The 19,712-nt window shown below is 60.4% G+C and carries 16 protein-coding genes and 3 pseudogenes; 16 read left to right on the plus strand and 3 right to left on the minus strand.

The features are described 5' to 3' along the window. Nucleotides 1-2 precede the first annotated feature (2 nt). The 10 genes and pseudogenes from XM53_RS17790 (at nt 3) to XM53_RS23590 (ending at nt 10,831) form a co-directional block, all read left to right on the plus strand. A complete protein-coding gene (locus tag XM53_RS17790) occupies nt 3-1,946 on the plus strand; it encodes a TRAP transporter permease (protein ID WP_236544548.1) in 1,944 nt (647 codons plus the stop codon). 17 nt (nt 1,947-1,963) lie between these two features. Further along, nucleotides 1,964-3,328, plus strand: coding sequence for an acyclic terpene utilization AtuA family protein (locus XM53_RS17795; RefSeq protein ID WP_057795781.1), 1,365 nt, complete (start codon nt 1,964-1,966; stop codon nt 3,326-3,328). 2 nt (nt 3,329-3,330) lie between these two features. Beyond that, nucleotides 3,331-3,642: an AtuA-related protein gene (locus XM53_RS17800; RefSeq protein ID WP_057795783.1), complete on the plus strand. Its 312-nt coding sequence runs from the start codon at nt 3,331-3,333 to the stop codon at nt 3,640-3,642. A 50-nt stretch (nt 3,643-3,692) separates the two neighbouring features. Beyond that, nucleotides 3,693-4,865: pseudogene (locus XM53_RS17810) on the plus strand (acyl-CoA carboxylase subunit beta); the annotation flags it as partial. A gap of 153 nt (nt 4,866-5,018) precedes the next feature. After that, nucleotides 5,019-6,251 (plus strand): annotated as a pseudogene (gene istA, locus XM53_RS17815) (IS21 family transposase). Continuing rightward, entirely contained in the window at nt 6,248-7,090 is an 843-nt protein-coding gene (gene istB, locus XM53_RS17820; RefSeq protein WP_057795789.1) for an IS21-like element helper ATPase IstB, read from the plus strand. The pseudogene istA and the gene istB overlap by 4 nt, the downstream one beginning before the upstream one ends. A 91-nt stretch (nt 7,091-7,181) precedes the next feature. Further along, a pseudogene (locus tag XM53_RS17825) lies at nt 7,182-7,493 on the plus strand (carboxyl transferase domain-containing protein); the annotation flags it as partial. Beyond that, nucleotides 7,493-9,016 (plus strand): acetyl-CoA carboxylase biotin carboxylase subunit, encoded by a 1,524-nt coding sequence (locus XM53_RS17830; RefSeq protein WP_057795792.1) that lies wholly within the window; start codon nt 7,493-7,495, stop codon nt 9,014-9,016. The pseudogene XM53_RS17825 and the gene XM53_RS17830, both read left to right, overlap by 1 nt. 36 nt (nt 9,017-9,052) lie before the next feature. Next, nucleotides 9,053-10,111: an IS110 family RNA-guided transposase gene (locus XM53_RS17835; RefSeq protein ID WP_057795794.1), complete on the plus strand. Its 1,059-nt coding sequence runs from the start codon at nt 9,053-9,055 to the stop codon at nt 10,109-10,111. Between the two features lie 306 nt (nt 10,112-10,417). Further along, nucleotides 10,418-10,831 carry an acetyl-CoA carboxylase biotin carboxyl carrier protein subunit gene (locus XM53_RS23590; RefSeq protein WP_201455438.1) on the plus strand — a complete coding sequence of 138 codons (414 nt, stop codon included), beginning with the start codon at nt 10,418-10,420 and terminating at the stop codon, nt 10,829-10,831. A 297-nt stretch (nt 10,832-11,128) separates the two neighbouring features. Here XM53_RS23590 and XM53_RS17845 read toward each other — a convergent pair whose 3' ends face one another. Next, nucleotides 11,129-12,421 carry a hypothetical protein gene (locus XM53_RS17845; protein ID WP_057795798.1) on the minus strand — a complete coding sequence of 431 codons (1,293 nt, stop codon included), beginning with the start codon at nt 12,419-12,421 and terminating at the stop codon, nt 11,129-11,131. Between the two features lie 323 nt (nt 12,422-12,744). Between XM53_RS17845 and XM53_RS17850 the strand changes: the two genes are divergently transcribed. The 6 genes from XM53_RS17850 to XM53_RS17875 all read left to right on the plus strand — a co-directional run bounded on the left by XM53_RS17850 (nt 12,745) and on the right by XM53_RS17875 (nt 17,928). Beyond that, nucleotides 12,745-14,868 carry an acetate--CoA ligase family protein gene (locus XM53_RS17850; RefSeq protein ID WP_144435597.1) on the plus strand — a complete coding sequence of 708 codons (2,124 nt, stop codon included), beginning with the start codon at nt 12,745-12,747 and terminating at the stop codon, nt 14,866-14,868. Next, nucleotides 14,861-15,781 carry a CoA transferase subunit A gene (locus XM53_RS17855; protein WP_082631095.1) on the plus strand — a complete coding sequence of 307 codons (921 nt, stop codon included), beginning with the start codon at nt 14,861-14,863 and terminating at the stop codon, nt 15,779-15,781. The genes XM53_RS17850 and XM53_RS17855 overlap by 8 nt, the downstream gene beginning before the upstream one ends. Further along, nucleotides 15,778-16,536, plus strand: a complete 759-nt coding sequence (locus tag XM53_RS17860; protein WP_057795804.1) for a CoA-transferase — start codon at nt 15,778-15,780, stop codon at nt 16,534-16,536. Before XM53_RS17855 ends, XM53_RS17860 begins: the two co-directional genes overlap by 4 nt. Before the next feature lie 50 nt (nt 16,537-16,586). Then, nucleotides 16,587-17,033, plus strand: coding sequence for an SDR family NAD(P)-dependent oxidoreductase (locus XM53_RS22660; RefSeq protein WP_082631096.1), 447 nt, complete (start codon nt 16,587-16,589; stop codon nt 17,031-17,033). After that, nucleotides 16,981-17,352, plus strand: a complete 372-nt coding sequence (locus tag XM53_RS23155) for a hypothetical protein (protein WP_144435598.1) — start codon at nt 16,981-16,983, stop codon at nt 17,350-17,352. Before XM53_RS22660 ends, XM53_RS23155 begins: the two co-directional genes overlap by 53 nt. A 261-nt stretch (nt 17,353-17,613) precedes the next feature. Further along, entirely contained in the window at nt 17,614-17,928 is a 315-nt protein-coding gene (locus XM53_RS17875) for a CBS domain-containing protein (protein ID WP_057795810.1), read from the plus strand. Between the two features lie 16 nt (nt 17,929-17,944). Here the strand turns inward: XM53_RS17875 and panC are convergent, their stop codons facing one another. Next, nucleotides 17,945-18,832, minus strand: a complete 888-nt coding sequence (panC, locus tag XM53_RS17880; protein WP_057795811.1) for a pantoate--beta-alanine ligase — start codon at nt 18,830-18,832, stop codon at nt 17,945-17,947. Continuing rightward, nucleotides 18,829-19,656 carry a 3-methyl-2-oxobutanoate hydroxymethyltransferase gene (gene panB, locus XM53_RS17885; protein WP_057795812.1) on the minus strand — a complete coding sequence of 276 codons (828 nt, stop codon included), beginning with the start codon at nt 19,654-19,656 and terminating at the stop codon, nt 18,829-18,831. The genes panC and panB overlap by 4 nt, the downstream gene beginning before the upstream one ends. Between the last annotated feature and the right edge of the window lie 56 nt (nt 19,657-19,712).

Below are 19,712 nucleotides of genomic sequence, written 5' to 3' on the forward strand. Positions count from 1 at the left end.
CTATGTCCAGTTCTGAAAACAATAACGCGTTGACGCGCCCCAATCCCATTCTTGCCGTTTTCCTTATCGGATATGCGTGCTTCGAGATATATACCTCGTTCTTCGGGATGCTGGAGCCGTTGATTCAACGCAGTTTGTTCTTGGGAATTGGGCTGGGGTCGGTCTTTTTTCTGGAGTTTTCAAAAACGTCGCACCCGTTGCGCTGGTTTTATCTGGTGCCGGCCATTGCGGGATATTACGTGGGCCTGCACATCGCCATCGGCAACGAGCGCATTTCAGACTTCATGAATGAGCTGACCGCGCTGGATAAAATGCTGGGGCTGATTGCTATCCTTTTGGTTCTTGAGGCCGCGCGTCGTACCATCGGGATATTTCTGCCTGCGCTGGCTGTGCTTGGGTTGTGTTACTATTACTTTGGCCATTCGTATATCGAAGGCCCCTGGCAGCCTCCGCGTGTGTCCTTTCTTACGCTGGTGGAGACATATTATGCCTCTACCGAAACCCTTTTTGGCTACATGACGGATCTCGGCACGCGGGTGATTGCGATCTATATCATCCTTGGTGCGTTGCTGCTGAGCACAGGCGCGACAGACCTTTTCGTCAAGCTGGCCACACGGATTGCCGGGCGGTCCTATGGGGGGCAGGCCAAAGTCTGCATCGCGTCCTCGGCCTTGTTCGGCACAGTCACGGGTTCAGCCGTGGCCAATGTGATGGCGATGGGTCAGGTCACCATACCGACCATGCGCCGGGCCGGATATTCTAGGGGATATGCGGCGGCGGTCGAAGCGGTCTCTTCGGCCGGGGGTCAAATCATGCCGCCTGTTATGGGGGCAGGGGCCTTCATAATGGCCGAAATACTTGGGATCCCCTATTCACAGATTGTCGTTGCGGCGATCCTTCCTGCGCTCTTTTTCTTCATGACTGTCTGGCTCAGCGTGGGTTTTTATGCGCGCCGCCGCGGGATTGCACCTTTGCGAAAGGATGAGCTTCCCAAGCTGAGCGAGATTTTCGATCCTTATACTTCGCTGCCGCTGTATCTTCCGCTGATCACCATGATTACCCTGCTGGCGATGAACTACACTCCGACATTGGCCGGTGCGTCCGCTGTTGGTATGTTGCTGATTTGCCAGTTAGTGCTGCGGGTCCTGAGATGCATCGTCCATGGCGAGCAGGATCAAATTGTCAAAACCGTTGATGTGCTGGTTCGCCAGATTTTGAAAGGCCTGTTTGATGCAGGGCGCGCAGTGGCGATGATTGCGGTGTTGCTGGCCTGTGCTGCGATTGTCGTCAAGGTGCTGCTGACCACAGGGATTGGGGCCAAAGTTGCAGGCGGAATCATGTCCGTCTCGGGCGGGCATCTTATCCTTGTACTAATCCTGTCGGCGGTGCTGGCCATTCTCTTGGGCATGGATGTGCCGACAACAGCCTCTTACATCCTTGCATCGGCCGTGGCCGCACCGATCCTGATAAAGTTCGGCATTGCGCCGCTGAACGCGCATCTCTTCATCTTCTATTTCGCGATCATGTCGGCGATCACACCACCCGTCTGCGCTTCGGTCTTTGCGGCGGCCTCCATCGCCGAGATCAATTTCTGGAAGGTCGCGGGCCATGCCATTGTCATGGCGGTCGGACTTTACCTGATCCCTTTCCTTTTCATTTTCCGCCCCGGCGTTCTGATGGACGGGACAATGGCCGAGATCGCGGTTGACGGTTTCATGGCAGCGGCGGCGATCCTGGCCATCACCGCATCGTCATCGGGCTTTCTGCTGGCTCCGCTCAATCATGTGGCGCGCCTTGTGCTTTATCTGGCGGCGGCCTGCCTTTTCTACACGGAAATCTGGAGCAACTGCCTGGGGCTTGTGCTGATCGTGGCAGTTGCTTTTCACAATCGGTTTTCAGGTGGCGGGTCTGTTCAGACCGCTAATCCTGAGCACTCAACACAGTAAAACAGAGGACAAGCCCCATGGGTAAGACGATACGACTTGGTGCAGGCTCTGGCTTTTGGGGCGATGCGCTCGACCCCGCCATCGAATTGCTGGAAAAGGAAAATATCGACTACTTGTCGATGGATTACCTGGCTGAACTGACGATGGCTCTGCTGCAACGGCTGCAATCCCGTAACCCCGAGGCCGGATATGTGCCCGATCTGGTGGCCCATATGCGCGCGCTGCTGCCCCTGGCGCGGGAAAAGGAGACCAAGATCATCTGCAATGGCGGTGGCACCAACCCCGAAGGGGCCGCAAAGGTGATCCGCAACCTGGCGCAAGAGCTTGGCCTTGGCGGGCTGCGGGTGGCCGCCGTGCGCGGGGACAACATTCTGGATCAGGTGGATGAACTGGTCGCAACCGGTTGCGACCTGACTAATATGGACACGGGCGACAGCGACTTTCTCGCCATTCGCGAACGTGTCGTTGCGGCCAGCGTCTATACCGGCGCTGAAGGGATTATCGAGGCCCTAGCCAAAGGCGCGGATGTGGTGATTGCCGGCCGGGTGTCGGATAATGCGCTTTATGTCGGGCCGGTGATGCATGAGCTTGGACTCGACTTCACCGAGACCAACGCTGATATCATCGCCTCGGCCATCACTGTCGGCCATATCGTGGAATGCGCCGCGGGCGCCACCGGCGGCATGTCTTCGCGCTTTGATGAAATGCCAGACATGGGCCGCGTCGGCTTTCCGATTGCCGAGTTCCACGAAGACGGCACGGCCATTATCACCAAGGTTGAGGGCAGCGGCGGCGCGGTGGACCAATTCACCGTCAAAGAACATTTGGTCTACGAGATCGGCGATCCGAACGAATATCTGATGCCTGATGGCGTTGCCGATTTCACCCGCCTGTCCATCGAAGAGCTGGGGGAGGATCGTGTCCGAGTCAGCGATATGGGCGGGCGCGGACGGCCCGAAACGCTCAAGCTGGTGGTCGGCTACGAGGATGGCTGGATCGGCGAAGGCATGTTGTTCTTCCCTTGGCCACATGCTTTGCAGCGGGCCGAGAAGGCCAGGGGTACGCTTCTGACCCGATTTGACCGGCTGGGGCTGAAATATGATGCTCTTCATTTCGACTATGTCGGTGTGAACATGCTACATGGTCCGGCCTCGCCCATGCCGGAATATGATCCCGCTGAAATCGGCCTGCGTGTCGCCGTGCACACCAGAACACGCGACGAAGCGGAAAAGGTGCGCCGCGCCTGTGCACAGCTTTGGATCATGGGGCCGGGGGGAACATCCTTTGGTACACCGATGAAGCCGCGCCCTGTCGTCGGGTCATGGCCGACACTGATCCCGCGTGACTTCGTCAAACAAACCGTTGAAATCCTGGAGGCGTAACAATGCAAACTCTCGATACAATCGCCTATGTGCGATCCGGCGACAAAGGGGACGTTGTCTCGATCGGTGTCATTGCCAAATCGCCCGACCTTTACCCCAAGCTGGTGAACTCGGTGACCGAGGACAGCGTCAAAGAACTGTTCGGTGACTGGGTGAAAGGCGGTGTGGCAATCTACCCGATGGAGAATATCCATTCCCTTGCCGTCATAATGCGCCGGGCCCTGGGCGGTGGCGCGACACGCACCCTGCGCCTCGATCAGACTGGCAAAGCCATGGGGAACGGCATTCTGCGCCTTCCCGTGAAAACGAACTGAGACAGATGAGACAAGAGGACATAGACGTCTGGCGCACAGCGCAAAAACACGCGATTTCCGGCGGTGGCGCGGCATCGCAAGAGCGGCATAAAGCGCGCGGCAAGCTTCCGGCGCGGCAGCGGATATCGCTTCTGCTGGACCCCGAAACACCGTTTCTTGAAGTCGGCCAGCTGGCGGCCTCGGGCCTGTATGATGATGCGGTGCCAAGTGCGGGAATCGTGACCGGCATCGGGATGATCGCGGGGCGGCCCTGCATGATCATGGCCAACGACGCCACTGTGAAAGGCGGCACCTATTAACCGCTAACCATCAAAAAGCAGGTGCGCGCGCAGAAGATCGCCCGCGAAAACCGCTTGGCCTGTATCTACCTTGTCGATAGCGGTGGTGCCTTTCTGCCGCTTCAGGACGAAATTTTCCCGGACGAGCATCACTTTGGCAGTATCTTTCGCAGTATTGCCGAAATGTCGTCGCAGGGTATTCCACAAATTGCGGCGGTCATGGGGTCGTGTACGGCGGGTGGTGCCTATATCCCCGCAATGTGCGACGAGACGGTCATCGTCAGGGAAACCGGCACGATCTTCCTTGGTGGTCCGCAATTGGTTCAGGCGGCCACTCGGGAGGTTGTGGACCCGCAAACCCTGGGCGGCGCGGACCTGCATACGCAGCAAAGCGCCGTGGCCGATCACTATGCTGCGGACGATATTGAGGCCCTTCAGCTGGTGCGTGAGATCCTCGGGCGTCAGGAGGCGAATGCCTTGCCCGCCCCGCCCACAGAACCGCGCGCGCCACTTGGGTTGGCCACAGATCTGGTCGGGCTTATCCCAGAAAGCCCGCGTCAGAAACTGCCCGTGCGGGATATCCTGAACCATCTGATCGATGCCGACAGCTTCAGCGAATATCGCGCCCGCTATGGCACGACGCTGATTTGCGGCACCGCACACATCGGCGGTTACCCGATCGGCATTTTGCTGAATGACGGTATCCTCTTCTCGGAAAGCGCCCAAAAAGGCGCAAACTTCATCGAGCTTTGCTGCCAGCGCAATATCCCCTTGCTGTTTTTGCACACTATCAGCGGCTTCATGGTTGGGGCCGAATATGAGGCAGGCGGCATCGCCCGGCATGGGGCCAAGCTGGTCAATGCGGTTTCCACCGCGCGTGTGCCCAAGTTCAGTGTCGTGATCGGCGGCAGCTATGGGGCCGGGAACTATGCCATGTGCGGCCGTGTAACCGCCGGATGTAATCTCCCCAAAACCGCCGTTTGAATTTTCCCCAGTGGTGAGCGTCAGGGGCAATTCCGAACTACATCTATTCGGAATTGTCGCTGGCGCGGGATGCAAGCCTGATGTCCTGAACGAGCAACTGACAGGGGCAGGCAGGTGAAAGGACTGAGGGAGATCGTTTTGATCCAAGATTTGAAGAAGCAGGGTCTGAGCATATCCGCGATCGCGCGGAAGGTTGGCTCTGACCGGAAGACCGTGCGGAAATATCTCGACCGTGGGCTGGAGGCGCCGGTCTATGGGCCGCGCCGGCGGCGGGCGCGCGTGACCGAGCCCTATGAGCGCTATCTGCAGGACCGCATTCTGGCTTTTCCCGATCTGAGCGGGGGGCGCCTGCTGCGCGAGATCCGGGAGTTGGGGTATGACGGCGGCTATACTGCGGTGACGGACTTTCTGCGCTTCACGCGCCCGCCCAAGCAGGCACAGTTCGAGCGCCGGTTCGAAACCCCGCCGGGCCAGCAGGCCCAGGTCGATTTTGCCGAGTTCACGGTTGAGTTCACCGACGAACCTGGCGTCGTGCGCAAGGTCTGGCTGTTCTCGATGGTACTCGGGCACAGCCGCTGGCTCTGGGGCCGGTTCGTTGCCAGCCAGAACCTGCAATCGGTCCTTCGCTGCCATATCGCGGCCTTCTCGGACATGGGCGGTGTGCCCGAGGAAATCCTCTATGACCGGATGAAGACTGCGGTGATCGGCGAGGACGAGGCCGGGGTGGTGACCTGCAACGCTTCTCTGGTGGCGCTGCTGAACCATTATGGCGCGGTGCCGCGCGCCTGCCAGCCGTATCGGGCCAAAACCAAGGGCAAGGTCGAGCGGCCGTTCCGCTATATCAGGCAGGACTTCTTTTTGGCCCGCACCTTCCGGAACATGGACGATCTCAATGTCCAGTTCGACGCCTGGCGAACCGAGGTGGCCAATCCGCGTGTTCACGCCACCACGCGGCGCGTGGTAGACGAGGCCTTCGCCGAGGAAGTTCACCATCTGAAACAGCTTCCGGCAATCCCCTACAGCGCGGTGCTGTCGGTGGAGCGCCGGGTCAGCAAGGACGGGATGATAGCGGTCGGGGGCAACTTCTACTCCGTCCCGGACACCACCCGGCGCCGGACGCTCGAGGTCCAGCATCACGCCACCGAGTTGCGGATTTACGAGGACAACCAACTGATCGCCTGCCATCCGGTACTGGAGGGCAAGGCCCGGCGCCGCATTGATCCGGCGCATCGCAAGGCACCACCTCCCAGACCATCCCTGTCGCGGCCCTCGTAAGGGCTGAGGCGACCGCTTGAGTTCTACGGGGCCGTTGGCCAGCGCCTGGCGGCCAAGGGGGCACGGTCATGAGCGATCTTCTGGACCGCATCCGCGGCGCCCTCGTCGGGCTGAAGATGCCGCGCGCACTCGAAGCCCTCGATCACACGCTGCAGCAACTGGAGAAAGGCGAGATCACCGCGATCGCGGCCATCGACACGCTCCTGAGTGAGGAATACGCGACACGGGAGACGCGCCGCATCGACGTGGCCCTGCGCACCGCCAAACTCCTGCCCGCCAAGACGCTCGAAAGCTTCGACTTCAGCTTCCAGCCGTCGCTCGACCGGGAGCGCATCGCGGCCCTGGCCCAGTTGGACTTCATCCGCCGGGCCGAGGTCGTCCACTTCCTCGGACCGCCAGGCACCGGGAAGTCGCACCTGGCCACGGCGCTCGGCGTCGCCGCCGTGAAGGCCGGCAAAAGCGTTTACCGCGCAACACTGGCCGATCTGATCGACGCGCTGAGCCAGGCCGAAGGAGAGGGCCGGCTGGTCGAGAAGATCCGCTTCTATACCCGGGCCTCACTGCTGATCGTTGACGAGATCGGTTACCTGCCAATCACCACCGGCGGCGCCAACCTGTTCTTCCAGCTCGTCAACGCCCGTTACGAAAAGGGCGCCATGATCCTCACCTCGAACCGTGGCTTCGCGGAGTGGGGCGAGGTCTTCGGTGACCCGGTTGTCGCGACCGCGCTGCTCGACCGGCTGCTGCATCACGCCGTGATCATCCAGATCGAAGGCGCCAGCTACCGGCTCCGCAGCCATGCCGACCTCATCCCCGAGCATGTCCGCGCCAACGCACCCATCACGCCACCTCCGCCGCCAAAGCGGCGCGGGCGGCCGCCAAAAACCAACAACGGAGCCTCAGATCACTGAAACCGGCTGATCACCGGACCCGTGCAAGTGGGGAATTTTACTTCGGCACTTTTGGGGATTTTTAAGTCGGCGTTGACACGGCCGCGCATTTGGTCCGCGCCTTATGGCAATGTGGCCCAATGCGCGCACCTCGGTCATGGGGGGCGAGCAGGCCGCGAAGGTGCTGCGCCTTGTGCGCGAAGGGCAGGCGGGCACCTCGATGTACGATGACGAGCGCGAGGCGTTTGAGCGCCCCATCCGTGACGACTATGAGGCCAAGGGCACGCCGGTTCACGCCGCGGCGCGGCTTTGGGTGGATGCGGTTATCGCCCCGGATGAAACCCGAAATTGGTTGACGCTGGGGCTTGCCCTTGCGCGTTCGACCCCGAAAAAGTGCACGCAGTTTGGCGTGTTCAGAATGTGATGAAGATACGGAAACTGTTCATAGCGAACCGCGGTGAATTCGCCTGCCGGATCATGCGCAGCTGTCAACGTCTGGGCATCGAGGTGGCCGTGGGCTACTCGGATGCCGATGCCGAGGCGCGCCATGTCCGGCTTGCCCCCGTGGCGGCTCGGCTTGGCCCCGCCCCCTCGGCGCAGTCCTACCTGAACCAGGAGGCCATCGTTGATGCTGCACTGCGGCTGGGCTGTGATGCGGTGCATCCCGGTTATGGGTTTCTGTCCGAAAATGCCGATTTCGCGGCGCGGGTCGAAGCGGCGGGACTGATCTTTGTCGGTCCCCACCCCGAAACGATCAACCGGATGGGCGACAGATCCCGTGCCAAAACTGCGATGATCGCCGCCAATGTCGCCACTGTGCCCGGCGGAGCCGAGGCCTCGGAAGATCCCGATCGGATCGCAGGCTGGATTACCGAAATTGGCTTTCCCGTCATGCTGAAACCCGCCGCCGCCGCCGGCGGCAAGGGCATGGTGGTTCTGGAAGAGCCCCCCAAGGGTAACGAGATCGCCTCGGCCATCCGCACGGCACGCGCCAGCTTTGGCGACGGCTCCCTGTTGGTGGAGCGGCTCATTCGGTCGCCGCGACATGTCGAGGTGCAGATCTTTGGCGACGGCAATGGCAATGTCGTGCATTTGTTCGACCGCGAATGTTCGCTCCAGCGCCGGCACCAGAAAGTGGTCGAAGAGGCACCGGCGGCAAGCCATGTGCCACAGGCCATTCGGGACGAGATGATCGCCGCTGCCGTGCGCGGAGCCGAGGCACTGAACTATCGCAATGCGGGCACGTTCGAATTCATCGTAGACGAAAATGGCTATTACTTTCTTGAAGTGAACACGCGGCTTCAGGTGGAACATCCGGTGACCGAAGAGGTCACGGGCCAGGACCTTGTGGAATGGCAATTGCGCATCGCCTCGGGCGAGGGGCTGCCAATGGCGCAGGATGATATCACCTGTACCGGACACGCCATCGAGGCCAGGGTCTATGCCGAAGACCCCCTGGACGGGTTCCGCCCGTCGTCGGGCCGGGTCACCGCCACGACCTGGGACAGTACGGCGCGCTGTGACCTGGGGCTGGACGCGGGGGATTACGTTTCGCCATTTTATGACCCGATGATTGCCAAGCTGATTGTGCGCGGTGCGAACCGGCAGGTCGCATTGGCAAGTATGTGCGCTGCGTTGGATCGCTCAAATGTGTTTGGGATCGCCACGAATCTTGGTTTCGTTAAGCGGCTGTGCAGCCATCCCGCGGTGATTGCCGGAGAGGCGGATACACGTTTTATTGACCGCGCCGAGGGCCTGATGCCCGCCGACGTCACCCCGCAGGATACCGCCTGGGCTGCGGCGGCCCTTGCTGTGATGCAGTCGCGCATCTCTGCGCGTGGCGGGTCCCTTTGGGAACGGGCGGGGGTAGAGCTTGCGCTTGACCGCGCGGCGTTGGACCCGTCTGCCCCTAATGGGATGTACCGGCTGCTTCACCCAGCAGGTTAGGCTTGGCCTATTTCACCTGCAGAGAGGAGAAGTAGCATGGCAAAGAACGATTTTGATGAGCTGATGTCAGTTGGCATCGATATCGGCAAAGACACATTCCATATCGTGGCATTCGACCCTGACGGGCTGTTGGTGATGCGCAAGCCGATCAAACGGTTGGCGCTGGTCCAGACGTTTGAGAAGCTGCCCCGATGCGTTGTTGGCATGGAGGCGTGTCTGAGCGCTCATTTTGTGAGCCGGACGCTCCGAAAGATGGGTTTCGAGCCCCGGATCATACCTGCAATCTATGTAGAGCCGTTCATCAAGGGCCAGAAGAACGATTACAACGACGCGGAGGCGATAGCTGAAGCGGCATTGCGACCCAATCTGCCGATTGTCCCCGAGAAGAGCCAGGAACAGCTCGACTTGCAGGCGCTCCATCGCGTTCGGTCAAGGCTCGTGTCGCGACGCACAGCGACGATCAACCAGATCCGCGCCTTCTTGATCGAACAAGGCATCACGGTGCGCAGAGGTTTGCGGGCTCTGAAGAACTCATTCGAGACGATCCTGGAAGAACGCAAGGAAGAGATATCTCCGCGGATGCGGTCGATCTTGATTGGTCTCTATGGCGATTGGCTCTGGCTTGATGATCGGATCGAATCCGTTTCGAAAGAGATCGAACAGATCAGTCGCACCGAAGAGAACTGCGTCAACGTCATGACGATCCCTGGCATCGGCCCGATGATCTCGACCGCGTTGGTGGCAGCCATTGGAACGGGCGAGGCCTTTGGTCGAGGACGCGATTTTGCGGCCTGGGTTAGCCTGGTACCGCGACAATACAGTACAGGCGGGCGAACGGTTCTGGGGCGCATCACCAAACGCGGCAGCCGATACCTGCGAATGCTCTTCGTTCAGGCCGCCAAGGTCATCTTAATGCGTACCAACCGATGGCCCGACTTCAGTTTTGGCGACTGGCTGACCAAAGCTGCAGAACGGATGAACCGCAACAAACTGGCCGTCGCACTGGCCAACAAGCTGGCAAGAATGGCCTGGAGCATCTTGAGATACAAAACGGCGTTTGACGCGCCCAGAGACGAGGTCGCTATCGGCGTGTAAGCCGGATCGACCCAGAGGAGTTCGCGACTGACAGAAAGCATGGAACGGAACAATTACGCCCCCAGAGTCTGACGGCCCATTCGGTCAACTTGGACCTTGCCGCTAATTAGACCACGGCGCGTGCGTAACCCCAACAAGGCCACGACCCGCGTGTCGATCAGTAGGCCGGATACATATGAGCGAATTCCGAGAACATGCGAGAAATCATTTGCGAACAGCAGCCGGTACATACATTTGGGCCGTCTGGCGCTCTACCACAAGGGCAAGCCGAGACTGGCGCAGTTAGTGGCACGTCAGGAGGGTTCTGTGACGGTTTCGTTTGATGAAGGGTCCCCGGTTCACATCACCTTTGCTGAGCAGGGGGCGGTGATTTCTGGCAACTGTGCGGGGCAGGTCTGGCATGCGCATTGCCAGCGCACCGGGGTGGAGCTTGTCTTAGACGGTCTTCGTCTGGAGTTCAGCACCATGCCGCCCGCCCGGGATGCTGATCTAAGCCCGGCCTGCAAATCCCCCATGCCGGGTGTTATTGTGGCCCTGGCCGCATCGGTTGGCGACAGCGTCAGGCAAGGGGATGTATTGGTCGTGGTTGAAGCCATGAAGATGGAAAACACGATTGTCGCGCCGCTTTCCGGCACGGTGGCCAAGGTACGCTGCGCCGTGGGACAGCAGGTGGTCGCCGGGCAGGTCCTGGTCGAGATTGGTCTGGACACGGAAGGCTAAAGGATTTCAGATTTCGTCAGTAACGGGAACGTGTTTCTTTGCTCTCAACACAAACCATCCCTCTGATGCAAGGAGCCCCGCTGTCAGGCCCTTGAGGGGGCCTGACGGTGCTGTTCCGGCGGGGAGGTCAATGGGCCGTTTCCATGGCGGGAAGAACTCCGACAGGGTCTGAAACGCTTTAAAGCAGGAACCCGTATACCCCGATCCAGGCCGAGATTATGGCCCCTGCCAGCAATGTATAGGGGCCGCTCCATCTGGCGCCGACCTCGAAGGCCGAGACTTTGCCCAACGCCCCGGTCAACAGGTTGGTTGCTGTGAAGGGGAACTTGCGCCGCTCAGGGCGAACCCGGCCAGCGCCGCCGCGGCGATGGCGGATGCGGATACGCCAAGGGACTCAGCGGATGGCAGCAACGGTGCAATCAGCGAAAAGGAAAGGATCGGGTTCATTCCGAATTGTCCCGCCAGGGGCAGCGCCCAGATCAGTATCAAAAGCACGGCCCAGCCGGTCAACCCCGAAGGATCAACTCCGGCGGCGGCCAGTAATGGGGCGATTATCGGGGCGCCGATATTGCCGATATATCCCGCCGACATCAGCAGCAAGATCTCTTTGCTCAATCCGGGTAAATCCTGCGTGAGATAGGCTTTTGCCCGCGCCCCGAAGGCCAGCCCGTTATCTGGATCGCGGGTGATACGCCAAAGCCAGACCGCAGCGATACAGAGCACCACCCCGACAACCAGTCCGATTGTTCGGATACCGGTCAGGGCGTGCAGCCCGCTTAGAAGCATGCCAAGCAGGCAAAGCAACAGGCCAAGCGGGGCCAGCGCACGCCAACCACCAACCGCCGCAGTCCGGGAAGGGGCCTGAGTTCTGACAGGCGGGCGGATACGGGAATCAAGTGCCCAGCCGCAAACGAACAAAAGAAAGGACGAAACAAGGCAGGGAAAAGCGATATCAATCCAATGCACCTCGGGCAGCAGTGTCAGCGTGATTGCCACCGACAGGGATAACGGCGACCAGATCACCGCCGCGACAAATCCCCGCTGAACCGCCGATAGCATGCGCTTGGCGCGTAGCGCGCGAATGCGCGGATCCTGATTGGCGTCGTCACACGCCATCGCCGTGCTTCCCAGCAAGACGATCGATCCATAGTTCAAGATCAGGGTAAAGGCATGCCCGCCCAGCGTAAGAGCAAGATACCTTCGCTCTGGCGGTTGCGCCGCCAGATATTGGCCTGATCGTTGGATGGCGGGTGAACTTTCGGCCACCGCACGCAGGGTCGCCAGTGCCGTAAAAATCGCCGCGATAAAACCCGCAGTTTGCAGAGCGCGCAGAATGCGTGCCAGGGCATTGTGCAATGTTGCCAAGGCGATCCCCGTAAGGACAAGCGCCACCGCAAGAAATATTCGTTCTTTGGTTTGCGAGCGAAGGGCCAGGGTCAGGGCGACCAAGATGGCCAGGGCGGCCGTCAGCCATTCCAGTTCGATGGCCTGCGCCCATTCGTCCGCAACAAAGACGCAGGCGGTTGCCACCAGGAATAACCCTGCAAGACAGGCCGATTGAGGCGCGGTGCGATGGCGGTCGATTTGCATTGTGATAAGTCTTTGTGATGTTGCGGGTGAACTGTATCAATAGGGCCGCAACTGATTGCCAGTCCACGTATCCCCAGCTATGGCGCTGTGTGCGGGAATATCCATTCAAATGCCGCAGCGAACCGCATAGTGACGAGGTTTGGCAAAACAACCCACTATGCGAAACCACTAATCAGAAATTTCACAGTCCAATTTCGACTTCGATATAGCAAGGCCGAGATGGGTCGGCACCCGTGCAGGGGTGGCCCGAAGTCAGGAGGCAGCGCGGGCAGGATGGGCGACGCCCATACCCGCGCAGTTTGAAAGAGGACCATGGCGCCAAGATGAGCATCACCCAACTATTTTCACCAACGTCCGTTGCTATTGTCGGGGTGTCGGGCAAGGACACAACGTTTCAAGTGGGCGGGCGCGCCGTTTTGGAACATCTTGTCAAACACGGCTTCAGGGGCCGAATCGACATGGTCACCCGCTCACCGATCACCTTGCATGGCATAACCTCGGTGACATCTCTGGCGGATCTCCCGACGGCACCCGAATGCGTGGTCCTGTCGATCCCTGCCGCGCAGGTGCCCGACACGGTTCAGCAGGCGCTGGACATGGGCATCCGGGCCTTCGTCACGATCAGCGCGGGTTTCTCAGAAGCCGGGGCCGAAGGCGCCGCTCTGCAAGAGCGCCTCGTCGGGATGCTGCGCGATCATGGTGCCGTGATGCTGGGGCCGAACACCACCGGCCTGATCAATTTCGGCCGGGATACCGCGCTCAGCTCCACCAGTCGCCTTGCAACCCACAGCGCCCCCAGGGGCGATATTGGCGTTGTCGTGCAAAGCGGCGCCCTGGGCAGCCTGCTGATGGATGTTGCCGAGCGCGACCAGATTGGCATGAGTTATCTGATCTCCACCGGCAACGAGGCGGTCACCGATATTGCCGATTGCGTGGATTTCCTGATCGATGATCCCGAAACGCGCAGCATTGCCCTTTATGTCGAGGCGTTCCGCCACCCCAAGCGCATTGTCGCCGCCGCCCGCCGTGCCTTTGCATCGGGCAAGCCGATTGCGATCTACAAAGCGGGTCGTTCGGACACGGGCGCCGCTGCCGCTGCGGGCCATACCGGCGCGCTGCTGGGCGCGCGCAGCACCTATGAGGCCGCCGCGCGACAACTGGGGCTTACGGATGTCAAGAATATCGAAGACCTGCTTCCGGTCGCCCATTATCTTGCCCATGCCGGTGGCGGCCGCTCGGTTGGGGTTCTGACGGTTTCGGGCGGTCTTGGAGGCTGCCTTGCGGATGCCTTGGCGCATGCCGGGGACGTGGACCTGCCCAACCCCGGTGCAGCTGTCTCTCAGCAATTGCAGCAATATCTACCTGATTTTCTTAAGCCAAAGAATCCGGTGGATGTTGGCGGCAGCCCGTTCCGAGAACAGGGCGGCTTTTCGCAATGCCTTGGTTCATTTGCTTCCGATCCCGCGTTTGAAGCCGTGGCCGTTGCCAATACCCCCGTTGTTCCGACCTGGGCACAGGACAGTGTTGATGCGATCAGCCGTGTCGAGGCGGAAACCGGCAAACCCATCGTCGCACTCTGGCCTTCTGATATCTACAATGCCGAAGCGCTGCGTGACCTTCGCGTAGCCGGGAAAACCGTGTTCACCCGCATCGACACCGCTGTCGCGGCGCTGAACGGCAAGGCGGCGTATCTCAAGTGTCAGGACCGGCCCAGTTCGATCCTCGACGCCGGGCCGCTGCCGTTGTCCTATCCTCAGCTGGGACAGAGCGGCCTGCACAGCCTTGATGAGGCCAGCAGCAAAAAGCGGTTGCAGGATCTGGGCATTCCATTCACGAAAGAGACCTTCGTCATCGCAAGTAACCGAGACACCGCCCTGGCGCAGGCAAGGGTCGTGGGCTATCCGGTCACCGTCAAGGGGATCGCCGAAGGGGTCGTGCATAAATCGGAATACGGCCTCGTTGCAGTAGGCGTGGCAGATGAACCCGCCTTGACCGCCGTGCTGGACGAGATGCAGCGCAGCGCCGGGGCGCACAGGCTGGACCTTAGGGGGTTCATCCTTGCCGAAACGCTTCGGGCCGAGGCAGAGGTTTTTGTTTCGGTCAGCTATGACCGGGAATTCGGCCCTAGCCTGACCCTTGGTAGCGGCGGCATCTATACCGAGGTGTTCAAGGACGTCACCACCCGTCTTCTGCCCCTGGCGCGGGGCGAAATCACCAACATGATCGATGATTGCAAGATCGGCAAAATCCTGCGCGGCGCGCGGGGCAAAGCAGCGCTTGATATCGAAGCCCTGACTGGCCTGATCGAAAAGCTGGCTGACCTTGGCGGCAAGCTTTCGGCGGATTTCGCTGGGCTAGAAATTAACCCGGTGGGCGTCGGCGCCGCCGGACAGGGCGCGTGGATTTTCGACGCAACTGTGTTCTCGGCGGGGGGAAAGGATGTCTGAACGTTATACCAAACAAATCGCTGAAAATGAGATAGGCGCATGCCTGCGTGCGCAGTTGAGCGATGGCGATCTTCTGGCGATTGGCGGACTGTTCAAACAGGGGCGCCCGACAGCGCTGGTGCGTGAAGTCATCAAGGCGGACTTCAAAGACCTCAAGGTCAGCTCGTCGCCTGGATCCGGCTTTGATGTCGACCTTCTGATCGCAACCGGTTGTGTCGCCGAAACCTACTGCCCCGCCGTGACACTGGAAGAGCGCATGTGCCCAAGCTTCCGTCATGCGGTGGAAGAGGGGCGGATCCGCGCCCATTGCGTCGACGCGCTTTCAGTGGTTGGCGGCTACCTGGCCTCGGCCAACGGGGTGCCGTTTCAGCCGGTCGCCGCCTGGAAAGGATCGGATGTGCCAAAGCACAACCCGCTGGTGGCGCATATCACCTGCCCCTTTACCGGTGAGACGCTTTTCGCGACACGGGCCCTGCGCCCCAAACTGGCGCTGATCCATGCGCAGGAAGGCGATGTCTACGGCAATTTGCGGCATCTGAGTACGATGACCTATGCCGACCAGATGATCGCGCGGGCCTCGGATTTCGTGATTGCCAGCGTGGACCGTATCGTGGCACCCGATGATATCCTGTCGCGGCCTCGTGAAACCTCGGTGCCCAACATCTATGTCGATGCCATCGTGGAACTGCCCTACGCGGCCCATCCCAGCGGCAGTTTCCCGCATTACAGCATCGATGAGGCCTATATCGACGCCTATGCCGACCTGGCGGAAGCTGCCCGCAAGGGCGCGCCGGAGGGGCTGCGCATGTTTCTTGAGCAAGATGTGTCAGGCTGCGCATCGCAGCGGGACTACCTTTCGCGCCTCCCTGATACCCGTCTGCCCGCATTGGAAGAAGAGGCCAGAAACCTATGAGCGATTATTCCATTCAGGAACTTCAGGCGGTTCTGTTGTCGCGTGAACTGAAGAACGGCGAACTGGGCGCCGCTGGCGCTGCGGCGGCGATCCCGATGGCGGCGATATTGTTGGCACGGCTAACTCACGCGCCCGACCTACAAATCGCGGGGGAAATGTTCGTCAACCCGAACCCCACGCAACTCTGGCCGTCGATGTTGGATGACCGGGCCTTGGGCGCCTGCGAAGCGGCCGAGACATTTCTGGAGCTTTTTGGGCATTCCCATCGCGGTCTGGACTTCTTCTTTCACAACGGTTTGCAGATTGATGCTCACGGCAATATCAATCTTCACCACATCGGGGGCACGCTTCACGAGCCGAAAATGCGCGGGCCTGGTGCCGCGAATATTTCATATGCGGGGCAGTCAAAGCGGTTCTATATCTGCCCGACGGTTCACTCCCGCCGGAATTTCGTGGAACGCGTGGATTTCATCACATCGCCTGGGTATCTAGATGGCCCCGAAAGTTTCGCCGCAGCTGGAATGAATGGTGGTCCGCATCTCTGTGTCTCACCATTGGCTGTTCTGGATTTTGATCCTGATACACTGCGCATGCGAATCCATTCGGTTCATCCCCACAGCTCGGTTGAAGAAGTGGTTGAAAATACGGGTTTTGAACTCGGTGCAAACCGGAATGTCCACATGTCCAAACCGCCGACGCGAGATGAACTTCGCTTGTTGCGAGAAATAGTCGATCCCCGCGGATATCTTCGCTGAATTTTCCGAATTTTTGGCTTTTTAACAAAGCTCAAGCAAAGAGGCCATCTATGCTCGCAAAAGGTACATTTGATCGGAAACGCGTCTTCATAACGGGTGCCGGAACAGGGATTGGTCGTGATTTTGCCCTGCGGGTGGCGGAACTCGGCGGCACCCCAATCCTTGCCGGACGTCGCGAGGAACTTTTGCAAAAGGTCGCGGATGAAATCGCTGAAGCCGGTGGTCGTGCCGTGGTTTGTCCAATGGACATCCGAGATCCCGACCTAGTGTCCAGACAAATGGACAACGTGATTGCCAAAGAAGGCGGCATTGACGTGCTGATCAACAACGCTGCGGGCAATTTCTTGGCCCGCGCCGAGGATATTTCGCCGAACGGCTGGAATACGATTGTGAACATCGTGCTCAATGGCACGGCTTACTGCACGCTCAAGGCTGGCAATCCCGATGGCGGTCGTCGTCAGTTCCGGCGACAAGGTCGCATATGCGTTCTTGTCTGAAAGCTTCAAAAAGCTCGATAAGCTCACATTCCTCAAAAAGGGTACTCCGCTGCCACGAACCCATACCCTGCGGTTCAACGCTGATACGCAAAACATCCGGTCCGCGCGCTCGATATGTGGTCAGACCAGTCTTGCTGAATGGTTCTCTTGCGGGCGACGGCTTGCGTTGGATGAAGAAGTCATCGGTCTCGGCGCTTACGGCTTCACCCTTACCGTCCTTTCCAGCGAAGAACTTGCCGACGACCCTGATGACGAAGCCTACGAAGAAGAAGCCTCATTGATTGAGAGCTGGACCCCCAAGTTCGCTCGAGGGCGGTAGCGGCGCAAAGTCTACTCGAATAGCCCTTCTTGATCTATGCCGAGTAGAAGTTGTCCTCATCAAAAGGGCATTCCTCCCGAAGCATGACCGCTCCGCGTTTCACCGAATTTTTTTCGGTGCCGAACACCTCCACGGAGTGCCGACACCGGGTACAGGTAATGATGAGCCCAGGAACCGCGCCATAGTCACCATCCAGTTCCTCTTCTGAGACATCGATTTTCACGCGCATGTGCCGACCCTATTACGATTCACGCCGGGAGAATGGGATCACCGACCCTCCTGCAGGTGATCGACCGCGCGCGAGAGGACGCGCTTCGGCTCGACCGCGGCTACCTTGCGGCTTTTCGGCGCCTGATTGACCGGGACCGCACGCAACCGGTCCGTGCCGTGGATATCATGAGCGTCGCCGGCACCCGGGCGGTACCAACGACTCCGGTTGGGGTACTTCTGCCGATGATAGCTGATGGTGACGTCGATGCGGCGCCAGTCCTTGAAAAGGGCTGGATCGTCGGCATCGTCACGAGGACGGACCTGATCGCCGCCCTCGCACGATCCGGCCTGCGGGCGAAGGGCTGAGAGGCGGCGGTTTGGCTCAGGCCGGTGCAAGCGTTTGGTTTTCCGAAATTCCGACGTCCGTGAGGCCCGCAACGGAGACATTGTCGATCAGGCGCACTCCGTCGATCCAGGCCGCCAGGAAGAGGCGGCTGGCGCGGTCTGCCCTGGTCATCAGCTGCAGGTCGGGATCGCTGCGCAGTTCGAGGTAATCGACGGTGTCGAACCCGGCAGAGAGCAGGGCCTCCCTGGCCTCGTAGAGGATCTGCGTGACGTGTCCGCCCCGGGCGATGGCACGCGCAGCGTCTTCAAGAACCTGGGCGATCACCGGCGCCGTTTCGCGCGGCCCCGCGGTGAGCCGGAGGTTGCGCGAGGACATGGCGAGGCCGTCTTCCTCGCGGATGGTGGGGCAGCCGACAATCTGGGTTTTCAGGTCCAGATCCTTGGCCAGTCGGATCACCACCTGGAGCTGCTGGTAATCCTTTTCACCGAAATACGCCCGGTCGGCGTCGCACTGCAGGAAAAGCTTGGTCACCACTGTGGCCACCCCGTCGAAATGCCCCGGCCGTGCTCCGCCGCACAGCCCTTCGCTGACACCGGTCACCGAAATCGTCGTGGCGAAGCCCTCGGGGTACATCTGGCTGCCGTCGGGCACATAGAGGACGTCCACGCCATAAGGCGTCAGCTTTTCGGCATCGCTATGTTCGGTCCGGGGATATTTTGCCAGATCCTCGGGGTTGTTGAACTGCTTGGGGTTCACGAACAGCGTCACGATCACCCGGTCATTGTCGGCGCAGGCGCGTTCCACCAGGCTGAGGTGGCCAGCATGCAGCGCACCCATGGTCGGCACGACGCCGATGCTTTCACCGGCGCGGCGCCAGCTGTCGGTCAGGTTGCGCAGTTCGGCCTTGGTGCGGATGATCTTCATGTGCTTGGTTCCTCCTGGGAAAAGACATGTTCGGCGGCGGGGAAGCTGCGGGTGCGGACCTCTTCGGCATAGGTGCCGATGGCGGTGCGCGCGTCGCTGGCCAGATCGCCATAGCGTTTGACGAACTTCGGTTTGAAGGCGTCGAACAGCCCCAGCATGTCGTCGATCACCAAGATCTGCCCGTCACAGCGCACTGATGCCCCGATGCCGACCGTGGGGATGTCGATGTCCGCAGTGATCTGATCGGCCAGCGCAGCGGGCATCTTCTCCAGCACGACCGCGAAAGCCCCGGCGCGGGTCACCGCGCGGGCGTCCTGCGCGATCCGGTCCGCATCCGCGCCGCGCCCCTGCACCCTGTAACCGCCAAGCGCGTTCACCGCCTGGGGCGTCAGCCCGATATGGGCCATGACGGGTATGCCACGATCGACGATGAAGCGGATCGTCTCTTCCATATGTGCCCCGCCTTCCAGCTTGACCGCGCCGGCCCCGGTTTCAGCCATCAGTCTGGCCGCGCTGCGGAAGGCCTGCGCCGGGCTTTCCTCGTAGCTACCGAAGGGCATGTCGACGACCATCAGCGCGCGGCTCAGTCCGCGGGCGACGGCGCGACCGTGCATGACCATCATCTCCATCGTGACATCAAGGGTCGAGGGCAACCCGTGCAACACCATGCCGACACTGTCGCCGACAAGGACCAGATCGCATTCCGGATCCGCCAGCTGTGCCACGGGGGTCGTATAGGCCGTCAGGCAGACCAGCGGATCGGCACCCTTGCGCGCGCGGATGTCCGACGCGGTGAGGCTGCGTTGCGGGGCGGATTGGCTCATGTCGATCCTCCAGAGACAGGCTTGCGAGGGGATACCCGCTTGGGCGTCTTTTCGCA

This window comes from Roseovarius atlanticus (assembly GCF_001441615.1).
Classification (GTDB): Bacteria; Pseudomonadota; Alphaproteobacteria; order Rhodobacterales; family Rhodobacteraceae; genus Roseovarius; species Roseovarius atlanticus.

Bases quoted from the DNA above. Each gene is read 5' to 3' on its own strand.
- XM53_RS17790 (WP_236544548.1), top strand. From the start codon at position 3: ATGTCCAGTTCTGAAAACAATAACGCGTTGACGCGCCCCAATCCCATT.
- XM53_RS17795 (WP_057795781.1), top strand. From the start codon at position 1,964: ATGGGTAAGACGATACGACTTGGTGCAGGCTCTGGCTTTTGGGGCGAT.
- XM53_RS17800 (WP_057795783.1), top strand. From the start codon at position 3,331: ATGCAAACTCTCGATACAATCGCCTATGTGCGATCCGGCGACAAAGGG.
- istB (WP_057795789.1), top strand. From the start codon at position 6,248: ATGAGCGATCTTCTGGACCGCATCCGCGGCGCCCTCGTCGGGCTGAAG.
- XM53_RS17830 (WP_057795792.1), top strand. From the start codon at position 7,493: ATGAAGATACGGAAACTGTTCATAGCGAACCGCGGTGAATTCGCCTGC.
- XM53_RS17835 (WP_057795794.1), top strand. From the start codon at position 9,053: ATGGCAAAGAACGATTTTGATGAGCTGATGTCAGTTGGCATCGATATC.
- XM53_RS17845 (WP_057795798.1), bottom strand. From the start codon at position 12,421: ATGCAAATCGACCGCCATCGCACCGCGCCTCAATCGGCCTGTCTTGCA.
- XM53_RS17850 (WP_144435597.1), top strand. From the start codon at position 12,745: ATGAGCATCACCCAACTATTTTCACCAACGTCCGTTGCTATTGTCGGG.
- XM53_RS17855 (WP_082631095.1), top strand. From the start codon at position 14,861: ATGTCTGAACGTTATACCAAACAAATCGCTGAAAATGAGATAGGCGCA.
- XM53_RS17860 (WP_057795804.1), top strand. From the start codon at position 15,778: ATGAGCGATTATTCCATTCAGGAACTTCAGGCGGTTCTGTTGTCGCGT.
- XM53_RS22660 (WP_082631096.1), top strand. From the start codon at position 16,587: ATGCTCGCAAAAGGTACATTTGATCGGAAACGCGTCTTCATAACGGGT.
- XM53_RS23155 (WP_144435598.1), top strand. From the start codon at position 16,981: ATGGCGGTCGTCGTCAGTTCCGGCGACAAGGTCGCATATGCGTTCTTG.
- XM53_RS17875 (WP_057795810.1), top strand. From the start codon at position 17,614: ATGGGATCACCGACCCTCCTGCAGGTGATCGACCGCGCGCGAGAGGAC.
- panC (WP_057795811.1), bottom strand. From the start codon at position 18,832: ATGAAGATCATCCGCACCAAGGCCGAACTGCGCAACCTGACCGACAGC.
- panB (WP_057795812.1), bottom strand. From the start codon at position 19,656: ATGAGCCAATCCGCCCCGCAACGCAGCCTCACCGCGTCGGACATCCGC.